This window comes from Erwinia sp. AK-PDG3-5 (genome assembly GCF_056821705.1).
Genome location: NZ_CM165967.1, coordinates 2,249,286 through 2,260,453, shown reverse-complemented (window position 1 = coordinate 2,260,453; position 11,168 = coordinate 2,249,286). Strand labels below are relative to the sequence as shown.

The 11,168-nt window shown below is 56.1% G+C and carries 7 protein-coding genes; 5 read left to right on the top strand and 2 right to left on the bottom strand.

All coding sequences use genetic code 11. The features are described 5' to 3' along the window. Positions 1–159 precede the first annotated feature (159 nt). Complete coding sequence (locus AC1UKS_RS10415) at positions 160–1,323, top strand: CMD domain-containing protein (RefSeq protein ID WP_482436747.1); 1,164 nt, start codon at positions 160–162, stop codon at positions 1,321–1,323. On the opposite strand, the gene AC1UKS_RS10410 is transcribed toward AC1UKS_RS10415, so the two are convergent. Further along, the gene (locus AC1UKS_RS10410; RefSeq protein WP_105759731.1) at positions 1,312–2,247 is read right to left on the bottom strand and encodes a LysR family transcriptional regulator; all 936 of its coding nucleotides are present in this window, start codon (positions 2,245–2,247) and stop codon (positions 1,312–1,314) included. The two genes, AC1UKS_RS10415 and AC1UKS_RS10410, sit on opposite strands and share 12 nt — an antisense overlap. Before the next feature lie 172 nt (positions 2,248–2,419). Then, the gene (locus AC1UKS_RS10405) at positions 2,420–3,967 is read right to left on the bottom strand and encodes a PTS transporter subunit EIIC (protein WP_482436921.1); all 1,548 of its coding nucleotides are present in this window, start codon (positions 3,965–3,967) and stop codon (positions 2,420–2,422) included. 286 nt (positions 3,968–4,253) lie between these two features. On the opposite strand from AC1UKS_RS10405, the gene AC1UKS_RS10400 reads away from it, so the two are divergent. The 4 genes from AC1UKS_RS10400 (at position 4,254) to AC1UKS_RS10385 (ending at position 11,147) form a co-directional block, all read left to right on the top strand. Next, a complete protein-coding gene (locus tag AC1UKS_RS10400) occupies positions 4,254–6,563 on the top strand; it encodes an FdhF/YdeP family oxidoreductase (protein WP_482436746.1) in 2,310 nt (769 codons plus the stop codon). A gap of 116 nt (positions 6,564–6,679) precedes the next feature. After that, positions 6,680–8,620 (top strand): exoribonuclease II, encoded by a 1,941-nt coding sequence (locus tag AC1UKS_RS10395; protein WP_482436745.1) that lies wholly within the window; start codon positions 6,680–6,682, stop codon positions 8,618–8,620. 177 nt (positions 8,621–8,797) lie between these two features. Beyond that, the gene (locus AC1UKS_RS10390; protein ID WP_265910613.1) at positions 8,798–10,864 is read left to right on the top strand and encodes a carbon starvation CstA family protein; all 2,067 of its coding nucleotides are present in this window, start codon (positions 8,798–8,800) and stop codon (positions 10,862–10,864) included. Continuing rightward, complete coding sequence (locus AC1UKS_RS10385) at positions 10,857–11,147, top strand: YbdD/YjiX family protein (protein ID WP_482436744.1); 291 nt, start codon at positions 10,857–10,859, stop codon at positions 11,145–11,147. Before AC1UKS_RS10390 ends, AC1UKS_RS10385 begins: the two co-directional genes overlap by 8 nt. Positions 11,148–11,168: the final 21 nt, after the last annotated feature.

The window sequence follows — 11,168 nt, the reverse complement described above, 5'->3', positions numbered from 1 at the left end:
AACTCCCGCGCCGTTATACCATTCCGCTATGTGTTAGCACCGATCATTCTTTGGTTCACCTCAGCGCTTGCGCGAGGATAGTCAGGCTCTTCAGGCCCGTTGACGCGCATACCCCTCTTTTTTGGTTCACCGGGCCGGTTAACTTGAAAAGGAATGATCATGGAACAGCGCCGTTTTCCCGGCAACAGCCACTGGTATCATGAAACGCAGTCCACATTAACGCCCCATGCTGCGCCGCTGTTTCCAGAAGCGGCCGAGATTGAAGACCGCTTTCTGCTTGGTCTGGCTCAGCAGTATGCCGACACCTTAGGGCCAACCATCAGCCAATGTCAGCCTGCGATGCTGGCTTCGCGAGATTTGTATCAGCTGCTGTTGCCGCAGCAGCTGGCCACCAGCAAAACCCATACGCTGACCATTTACGATCGTCTCAGCACCGCGCTGACCGTGGCTCAGGTCACCGGCATTCAGCGGTTGTGTAACCACTATGCCGCGCGTCTGAATCCCCTGACCGGCCCGGACTCTTCACGCGAGAGCAACCGACGCCTTACCCAGATCACCGAATATGCGCGTCAACTGGCTAGCCAGCCAACCCTGGTCGACAGCGTGGCTCTGGCCCGTCTGGATGAAGTGGGATTAACGGCACCGGATATCGTCACCTTCCATCAGCTGATCGGTTTTGTCAGCTATCAGGCGCGTATTGTGGCGGGCATGAATGCCCTGCTGGCGTTGCCGGTGCGCTGGATCCCCGGCGTTACCCTGCCAGAAGATGCGGCGTCCGATTGCTTCCAGCATCTGGACGCCTGGCGCCCGTTTTTACCGCCGGTTGAGTTACGTTACGCCTCAGCCAGTCAGCTGGAAGCCTTAACCTGGTGCCAGCCTCAGCAACTGTTACGTGATAGCGCCTGGCTGCTGGCCCACGATGGTGAAGCGTTGTATGGCTGGGGAAATTTACTCAACGCGATGCAGGACGTGACCGGTACTGAAGCCGGTCGTCTGGCCTCCGCCGTCAGTGCACGCATCAACGGAAGCCCGCTCTGTTTCCAGCAGTTTGCCGATGCGTCGTTACGTGAAGCGTTGCTTGAAAGCGTGGAACAGGCGCTGAATAAAGCCACAGCGGAACAAAAAGCGGTGATCCACTGCGCGGCCCAGTTGACCCGTTCTCCTGAGCGATTCAGTGCGGCCCACCTACAACCGCTGAAAGAAGCCGGTTTTAGCGATCGCGCGGTGTTCAGTATTGTGCAAAGTATCGCGCTGGCGGCGTGGAACAATCGCCTGATGCAGGCTTTGGGTTCCACCGCGCCCGCAGTGGATTCAGCCCGTTAAACTCGGGGCGGATAGCCTTCCGCCCTGTCCTTCGCTTAGCCAGCGACGCACCTCGTCGAAGAAGTGTTGGGCAAGCGGCGTCGCCCTGCCCGGTTCAGCAATCACCACCGCAGCCTGACGTGACATTGGCGCAATCGCCAGCTTGCGGCTGTGCAATTCCGGGGTCATTTCCGGCAACAAATGGCCGCACGGCGAAATCAGACAGCCCAGCCCCACCTGAATCCCCTGCACCAGCTGAAATATCGAGGTGGTTTCCAGCACCACGCGCAGCCGGATATCCGCTTCACGAAAATGCGTATCAAGATAGCGGCGGAAATAGCGCGTCTGCTCGGCAAGGCACAGCGGAACGTCGGCAAGATCGCTCAGTTCCAGCGGCGTGTCCCCAACCAGCTGGGGAAAATGCTGCGGATGAAACACCACTTCCACACCGTCATCCCGCAAGGGTTCAGCCTGAAAATGCAGCTCGCGCAGCGTGGCCAGCTCAAAGAAACCGATGCCAACATCCACCGTGTGGCTGTTAAGCGCATCCAGTAACTGGTCGGCGCTTAACACTGCGACGCGATAATCCAGCTGGGGATAGCGTTCGCTGATGCCCTTCAGCATCAACGGCAGGGAAATACTGCACTGCGGCACCACGCCGATGCGTAACGTGCCTTTCACGCCGTGCTTGAGCGATTCCACTTCCAGTTTCAGCCCCTGATATACTGAGACGATTTCACGCGCCCAGGAGAGCACGCGTTCACCTTCTGCGGTGAAGCCATCAAAGTTGTTGCTGCGGTTGATCAGCGATAATCCCAGCTCTTTTTCCAGATTCTTCAGGCGCATCGACAGCGTAGGCTGGCTGACAAAGCTGGCTTCCGCCGCACGACCAAAGTGGCGCTCGCGCTCCAGATTGACCAGATAGATAAGCTGTTTAATGTCCATCGTTGTTAACTTTCATGTGGTGAAGGCGGTCCTTAATGCTGGCATTCGGGTTATCAGATTGAATGAGGGGCTATTTTCTGGAAAACCCGCTGAAGTTTACTCCCCTTAACAGTCTTCACAAGATGCTGTTGATCATACCGGCTTCGCAGCCGGTATTTTTTATCGGCAGATTTCAGCCAACGCCCAGCGCTGTTTTCACCTCGTGGGCAATTTTTTCCACCTGCGGACCGTAAATGACCTGCACATCATGATCGCTGACCCGGTTAACGCCATTGGCACCCGTCGACAGTAAGGTTTGATCGACCACTTCCCGCATTTCTTTCACCCGCACACGTAGCCGGGTGAAACAGCAATCGACGTCCTCTATATTGGCTTCGCCGCCCAGACCGCTGATGATCACCCGGGTTCGCTGATCGGCGGTGACTTTTTGCGGCGCGGTTTCGGCTTCATCCGTCTCCCGCCCTGGCGTTTCAACACGCATTTTGGTGATGACAAACTTGAAGCCATAGTAGTAAACCGGCACATAAATCAGTCCGAGCACGATGGCCCACCACCACTGCGTTTTACTGCCGCCGAGAATACCGAATACCACCAGATCGATGGCGCCTCCCTGGATGTTGCCAATCATCAAATGTAGCGCGGACATCAGCATAAATGAGAGTCCGCTGAGCACGGCGTGGAACAGATAGAGCACCGGCGAGACAAAGATAAAGCAGAATTCCAGCGGCTCGGTGATCCCGGTGGTAAAGGAGGTTAGCGCACCCGCCAGCACCAGAGCTTTCACCCGCTGCTTATGCTCCGGTCGCGCGGTGTGGTACATCGCCAGCGCGGCGGCAGGCAAACCAAACATCATTACCGGAATTTTGCCCTGGGCGAGGAACCTGGTGGCATTTTGCACCGTTTCATCGGGGATCGAACCTGGATGGGTTAAGGCGGTGTTGAAGATGTTCAGCGCGCCCACAATGGTCTCATTGTTTATGGTCGCCACCCCGCCGATGGGGGTAAAGCGCACCGTTTCATTCAAAATATGGTGCAGCCCCGTTGGGATGAGCAGCCGCTCGCTGGTGCCATAGAGGAAGGCGCCATACTGGCCACTTTTACCAATCAGCTCGCCAACCCAGGCAATGCCAGCGCCGATGGTCGGCCAGATCATCGCCAGCAGCACCCCCACCAGCGGCAGCACCAGCACGGTAATAATCGGCACCAGCCGCCTGCCGCCAAAGAAGCCGATCGCCGTTGGCAACTGCGTGGTGTAGAAGCGGTTGTGGATTACCACCGTCAACAGCCCGGAAATCACCCCACCCAGCACGCTCATATTGTAAGTAAAGATGCCCAGCATCTGGATATATTCGGCGGAAGTCATCATCGCTGCGGTCTGCGCCATGCCTTTGGCCTGCAACGCGTCTGGCGTGGTGGTTGCCGCCGTCAGTCCCTGCGCCCCCAGCGTGGCGCTTACCCCGACATGCATAGCGATAAAGCCAATCACCGCCGCAAACGCCGCCGTGGGCTTTTCGGCCTTCGCCAGGCCAATGGCGCTGGCTACCGCAAAGAACAACGGCAGATTGGCAAACAGCGCCCCGGCCACCTTACGAATAAAACCTATGATTAACTGCGGCGTATGCAGGCTGGCAAAGGCTTCGCCAGTGATCGCCGGGTTCTGCATTGCAGCCGCCACACCAAGGAAAATACCGGCGGCGGCGATCACCGAAATCGGCATCATCAGCGCCTTGCCGAACGCATGGATTTTGCTGGCAAATTCTTTCACAGGCACCTCGTCGTCACTGAAGAAAGGTTAATTATTAGCCTGTTCTCTGGCAGGGGCCTGGTAAATACACAATGCGACGGACGATTCTTTGAGTCAGTTCACGCTTTTGCGATAAACAGCGCCTATCGCACCATTAAACCAATCAATTAGACAATTTTTTTACCGGGTTGCAGACTAATCCCACAAAAGAAGCAATAGTTTCTTAACAACTCTAAAACAATTAAGACACCTGTGAAGCCCAATGAAATTTAAAACTGAAATTAAGCCGTATAAGGCTGCGGCAGGCGGCTGGGGATCTCTTGAAGCCACCACCCGTTTTGTCTTTGACAGCAAACAAGTCCTGAAAAACATGCGTAACCTGATGCGCATGAACAAAGCCAAAGGCTTTGACTGCCCGGGCTGCGCCTGGGGAGATGACAATAAAAGCACCTTCAGCTTCTGCGAAAACGGCGCGAAAGCCGTGACCTGGGAAGCGACCCGCCGTTATGTTGATGCCAGCTTCTTTGAAAAGTACAGCGTCTCTTCCCTGTATCAGCAGAGTGACTACTTCCTTGAGTATCAGGGGCGACTGACTGAACCATTGCGGTATAACCGCGAAACGGATCGCTACGAACCGATTAGCTGGGATGATGCCTTTACGCTTATCGCCAAACATATCAAGGCGATGGACAATCCGGATCAAATGGAGCTGTATACCTCCGGCCGCGCCAGTAATGAAGCGTCCTGGCTGTATCAGCTGTTTGGTCGCATGAACGGCAGCAACAACTTCCCTGATTGCTCCAATATGTGTCATGAAGCCAGCGGCACCGGCCTTAAACGCAGCATTGGCGTCGGTAAAGGCACCATCCGTCTGGACGATTTTGACCATGCTGATGCGATTTTCGTCTTCGGTCAGAACCCGGGCACCAACCATCCACGTATGCTGCACAGCCTGCGTCACGCTGCCGATCATGGCGCGAAAATCGTCACCTTCAATACCCTGCGCGAACGCGGTCTGGAACGCTTTGCCGATCCGCAAAAACCGCTGGAAGTGGTCACCAGCAAAGCCGGCACCATCAGCTCAACCTATTACCAGCCGAACCTCGGTGGGGATATGGCGGCGATCCGCGGCATGGTCAAAGCCCTGTCGCAATCCCATAACGAACTGATTGCCGCCGGTGAAAAAGGCCTGTTTGATGAAGTGTTCATCAATGCCAAAACCGAAGGGATTGAAGAGTATCTGGCGGTGGTTGAAGCGACAGACTGGGCGCAAATTGTCCAGCAGTCCGGTTTAACCGAGCAGCAAATCCGAGAAGCGGCGGCGATTTATCAAAGTGCCGAGCGGGTGATTTGTACCTGGGCGATGGGCATTACCCAGCACAAACACTCGGTTGATACGGTGCGTGAAATCACCAACCTGCAACTGCTGTTTGGACAGTTAGGTAAAAAAGGCGCGGGCCTCTGTCCGGTGCGTGGCCACAGTAATGTGCAGGGCAACCGCACCATGGGCATCGATGAAAAACCCTCCAAGGCTTTCCTCGACAGCATGGCGGCGCATTTCGACTTCGAGCCGCCGCGCAACATCGGTCATAACACCGTAGAAGCGCTGGAAGCGATGCTGCGCAATGAAATTAAAGTGCTGATCGCGCTGGGTGGCAACCTTGCCGCTGCAGCACCGGACAGCCCACGCACTGAAGAAGCGCTGCGTCGCTGCGAACTGACGGTGCAAATCAGCACCAAACTGAACCGCAGCCACCTGTGCCCGGGTGCGGTTGATGCGCTGATCCTGCCAACCATTGGCCGTACCGAGCAGGATATCCAGGCGTCCGGACCGCAGTTCATCACCGTTGAAGACTCCTTCAGCATGGTTCACGCCTCTGAAGGCGTGGGCAAACCGATTGCCGATACCCAGCGTTCAGAAACGGCGATTGTTGCCGGCATCGCCAACGCCGTGCTCGGCAATCAGAAGCTGGACTGGCTCGAACTGGCCGCCGATTATAATAAGATCCGTGACCATATCGCCGCCACCATACCGGGCTTCGCCGACTTCAATCAGAAGTGCGATATTAAAGGCGGATTCTACCTGGGCAATGCCGCAGCCGAATTCCGCTTCAACACCCTGAACAATAAGGCGCAGTTCAGCAGCGCACGCTTGCCGAACTCCCTGTTCCCGCAGTTGGGCGATGTTGAGGTGCCGTTCACCCTGCAGACGCTGCGTTCGCATGACCAGTACAACACCACCATCTACGGCCTTGATGACCGTTACCGTGGCGTTTATGGTCAGCGCGAAGTGTTGTTTATGCACCCGGACGATATGGCAAAAATGGGCTTCAGCGCCGGCGATGATGTCGATATCGAAACCCTGTGGAATGACGGAATTATTCGTAAAGTGTTCAACTTTAAGTTGGTCTCTTACAATATTCCTAAGGGTAACCTTGCCGCCTATTATCCGGAAACCAATCCGCTGGTTCCCCTTTCCAGCTTTGGTGATGGCAGCGGGACGCCAACCTCCAAATCGGTGCCGGTGAAAATCACCCTCTCCGGGGCAAAAAGCGACCTGCGCATCGCGTAAGTTCTCTGCATTTTCAGAATTAATCAAAGCCGGGTTTCCCGGCTTTTTACTTGCCGCGAAGCGGTTAATCGCGTAAAACTGTCTGCCGCTCTTAGGCCACGAAAACTGTTGAGATTATGTTCCAGGATAACCCGCTGCTCGCGCAGCTCAAAGAGAAACTCCACTCCCAGACGCCGCGTGTTGAAGGGGTAGTGAAAGGCACCGAAAAAGGCTTTGGCTTCCTGGAAGTCGACGCACAAAAAAGTTACTTCATTCCACCGCCGTTCATGAAAAAAGTCATGCACGGCGATCGCGTGGTCGCCGTCCTGCAAACCGATAAGGATCGTGAAGTTGCCGATCCGGAAAAGCTGATTGAGCCTTTCCTGACCCGTTTTGTTGGCCGCGTTCAGCGCAAAGACGATCGCCTGTCGATCGTTCCCGATCATCCCCTGATGAAAGACGCCATTCAGTGTCGTGCCGATCGTAACGTGACGCATGATTTCCAGAATGGCGACTGGGCCGTGGCGGAAATGCGCCGCCACCCGCTGAAAGGCGATCGCACGTTTTATGCTGAACTGACGGCGTTTATCACCACGGCTGACGATCACTTAGCCCCCTGGTGGGTCACCCTCTCCCGTCATAATCTTGAGCGTGAAGCGCCAGAGGCCACCGCCGGCGAGATGCTGGACGAGCAGCTGGAGCGTGAAGACCTCACCGCCCTTGAATTCGTTACCATCGACAGCGCCAGCACCGAAGATATGGACGATGCGCTGTATGTGGAAGAAGCCGCCGACGGCGCGCTTCGTCTGACCATCGCCATCGCCGATCCGACCGCTTATGTCGCGGCCGGTAGCGAGCTGGATGCGATTGCCGCTGAGCGTTCATTCACTAACTATCTGCCGGGCTTCAACATCCCAATGTTGCCGCGCCAGCTGTCTGATGACATCTGTTCGCTGCGCCCGAACGAGCGCCGCCCGGTGCTGGCTTGCCGCGTGAACGTGGCCGCAGACGGCACCCTGAGTGAAGAGATTCACTTCTTTGCCGCGTGGATTGAGTCCAAAGCGAAACTGGCTTACGACCACGTCTCCGACTGGCTGGAAAGCGACGGTACCAGCGAATGGCAGCCTGAGAACGACGCGATTGCAGCGCAGATCCGTCTGCTCCATCGCCTGTGCCTGGCGCGCGGCGAATGGCGTCAAACCCATGCGCTGGTGTTCAAAGATCGCCCTGACTTCCGCTTCCTGTTGGGCGAGAAAGGCGAAGTGCTGGATATCGTGGCTGAGCACCGCCGCATTGCTAACCGCATTGTGGAAGAAGCGATGATCACCGCCAATATCTGTGCCGGCACCGTGCTGCGTCAGAAACTGGGCTTCGGCATCTACAATATCCATCTGGGCTTTGATGCCGAGAAAGCGGAACTGGCGGCCACCATGCTGGAAAACCACGGCCTGAAAGTGGATCCGCTGGCGATCGCCACCCTGTCAGGCTTCCGCGAACTGCGCCGCGAGCTGGATTCACAGCCGACGCAGTTCCTGGACAGCCGCATCCGTCGTTTCCAGTCGTTTGCTGAAGTCAGCACCGAGCCGGGCCCGCACTTTGGCCTGGGTCTGGAGGCGTATGCCACCTGGACTTCACCGATCCGTAAGTATGGCGATATGATCAACCATCGCCTGCTGAAAGCGATGATCAAAGGGGAAGAAGCCCGCCGTCCAAATGATGACATCACGGTGAAGATGGGCGAACGTCGCCGTCAGAACCGCATGGCAGAACGTGACGTTGGCGACTGGCTGTATTCGCGATTCCTGCAGAGCGCGGCGGGCACCGACCAGCGTTTCGGCGCTGAAATCATCGACGTTTCTCGCGGCGGCATGCGCGTTCGTCTGACGGCGAACGGCGCGGTTGCCTTTATCCCGGCACCGTTCATCCACGCCGTGCGTGATGAGCTGGTATGCAGCCAGGAAAATGGCATCGTGCAGATCAAAGGTGAAGTGGCTTATCGCGTGACCGATTTGATTGAAGTGACCATTGCTGAAGTCCGTATGGAAAACCGCAGCGTGGTTGCACGCCCGGTGGCGTAAAGGCTTTTCAGGTGGGATAGCATCCGTTATCCCACCTGACATCTCTTCCCCTCCTCCGTAACAGAAAAAAAGCTTCTCGCCTCACACTTCTCCCTGCCTTCGCTTTCATTAACAAACAATTACATTACTTTAAGTTCTTGTTCAGACCTTCTTATGGATCCTGCAAGGAGTAATGTGATGAAAAACGTCAAAACCGGCGTCACCTGGTCCGCGGTGGCGTTAATTGGAGCCGGGGCGTTTGCTATGCTGGCGCTCAGCCGCGGCGAACATGTTAATGCATTGTGGTTGGTGGTGGCTTCCATCGCGTGCTACAGCATTGCTTACCGTTTTTACAGCCTGTTTATCGCTAAAAATATCTTTGAGTTAGACGACCGTCGCCGCACACCTGCGGAACGCAATAACGACGGTCTGGATTATGTTCCCACCAATAAATGGGTGCTGTTCGGCCACCATTTTGCCGCCATCGCCGGTGCCGGTCCGCTGGTTGGGCCGATCCTCGCCGCGCAGATGGGCTTTCTGCCCGGCACCATCTGGATCCTGGTGGGCGTGATGATGGCCGGTGCGGTGCAGGACTTCCTGATCCTGTTTATTTCGACCCGCAGAGACGGACGCTCACTCGGTGAAATGGCCAAACAGGAGCTGGGTGCCTTTGCCGGTGTGGTCACCATGCTCGGGGCGTTGGGCGTGATGATCATTATTCTTTCCGCCCTCGCGCTGGTGGTGGTTAAGGCGCTGGCAAACAGTCCGTGGGGATTGTTCACCATCGCGGCGACCATCCCGATTGCGCTGTTTATGGGCATTTATATGCGTTTTATTCGCCCCGGAAAAATCGCGGAAGTGTCACTGATTGGCTTTGTGCTGATGATGGCAGCGATTATCTATGGCGGTGATATCGCGCAACATCCCTACTGGGGACCGTTCTTCACGCTGAAAGGCACGACCCTGACCTGGGTGCTGGTTATTTACGGCTTTATTGCTTCGGTTCTGCCGGTGTGGCTGTTACTGGCGCCGCGAGATTATCTGTCTACCTTCCTGAAAATTGGCGTAATTGCAGGCCTGGCGGTCGGGATTCTGTTTGCCATGCCGGAAATGAAAATGCCGGCGGTAACCCGCTTTATCGACGGTAGCGGCCCGGTGTTTTCCGGTGCCCTGTTCCCGTTCCTGTTTATCACCATTGCCTGCGGCGCGATCTCCGGGTTCCATGCGCTGGTCTCCAGCGGCACCACGCCGAAGCTGATTGAGCGTGAGAGCCACATTCGGTTTATCGGCTACGGCGCGATGCTGATGGAGTCGTTCGTGGCCATCATGGCGTTGATTTGCGCCTCGGTGATTGAACCTGGCGTGTACTTCGCGATGAACTCGCCCGCCGCATTGATTGGCACCACGGTGGAAACCGCCTCGCAGGCAATCAACAGCTGGGGCTTTGTGGTGACGCCTGAGATGCTGACCGGCATTGCCCGGGACGTCGGCGAAAGCACTATCCTCTCCCGTGCCGGCGGTGCGCCAACCTTCGCGGTAGGCATGGCGCATATCATTACCGAGGTGTTTAACAGCCGGGTGATGATGGCGTTCTGGTATCACTTCGCAATCCTGTTTGAAGCGCTGTTTATTCTTACCGCGGTCGATGCCGGCACGCGCGCCTGTCGTTTTATGGTGCAGGATTTGGTCGGCGTGGTGGTGCCTTCATTGGCCAACAACCGTTCCTGGTTAGGCAATATGGCTGGCACCACAGTGGCGGTGGCCGGCTGGGGCTTCTTCGTTTATCAGGGCGTGGTCGATCCGCTGGGCGGCATTAACACGCTGTGGCCGCTGTTCGGCATCGGTAACCAGATGCTGGCGTCGATGGCCTTGATCCTCGGCACAGTGGTGTTGTTCAAAATGAAGAAGCAGCGTTATGCATGGGTAACCATCCTGCCGACCGTCTGGCTGTTTATCACCTCGATGACCGCGGGCTGGCAGAAGATTTTCCATGAGAAGCCGAGCATTGGTTTCCTGGCACAAGCCAATAAGTTCTCTAAAGGGATCGATAACGGCATCATTATTGCCCCGGCCAAATCCGTGGCAGATATGCAAACCATCGTCTTTAGCAATCAAATCAACGCCGCGCTCTGCGCTTTCTTTATGCTGGTGGCGGTGACGATGTTGATTTCTGCCTTCTTCGTGATCCGTCGCGCGCTGAACAGCGCAACACCGACCACCCACGAAACCGCCGTTTCCTTGCGTAGTGAGGCTCGCCATGTCTGATGCTGTTTTTGCGATACCTAAACGACGTTCGCTGATCATTTATCGCTGCCTGGCGATGAATAGCACAAAATCACCAGAGAAATTAACGTTACGGCTTCTTATGTCACGTGTGGCGCAAACCTTCCGCCTGATGGTGGGCGTACAGGATTACCCTGGTTATCTTCGGCACATGAATCAGCAGCATCCTCAGATTAAACCTATGACAGAGAAAGAATTTCATCGCTACTGTCTTGATGCCCGCTTCCCGAGTAAGGCTGGGAAGTTAGGCAAATGTCCCTGCTAATCCACGCCCCCGATCGCCAGA

Coding starts and splice junctions, on each gene's coding strand:
- AC1UKS_RS10385 (WP_482436744.1), top strand. CDS start 10,857: ATGTCTGATGCTGTTTTTGCGATACCTAAACGACGTTCGCTGATCATT.
- AC1UKS_RS10395 (WP_482436745.1), top strand. CDS start 6,680: ATGTTCCAGGATAACCCGCTGCTCGCGCAGCTCAAAGAGAAACTCCAC.
- AC1UKS_RS10405 (WP_482436921.1), bottom strand. CDS start 3,967: ATGATGCCGATTTCGGTGATCGCCGCCGCCGGTATTTTCCTTGGTGTG.
- AC1UKS_RS10400 (WP_482436746.1), top strand. CDS start 4,254: ATGAAATTTAAAACTGAAATTAAGCCGTATAAGGCTGCGGCAGGCGGC.
- AC1UKS_RS10415 (WP_482436747.1), top strand. CDS start 160: ATGGAACAGCGCCGTTTTCCCGGCAACAGCCACTGGTATCATGAAACG.
- AC1UKS_RS10390 (WP_265910613.1), top strand. CDS start 8,798: ATGAAAAACGTCAAAACCGGCGTCACCTGGTCCGCGGTGGCGTTAATT.
- AC1UKS_RS10410 (WP_105759731.1), bottom strand. CDS start 2,247: ATGGACATTAAACAGCTTATCTATCTGGTCAATCTGGAGCGCGAGCGC.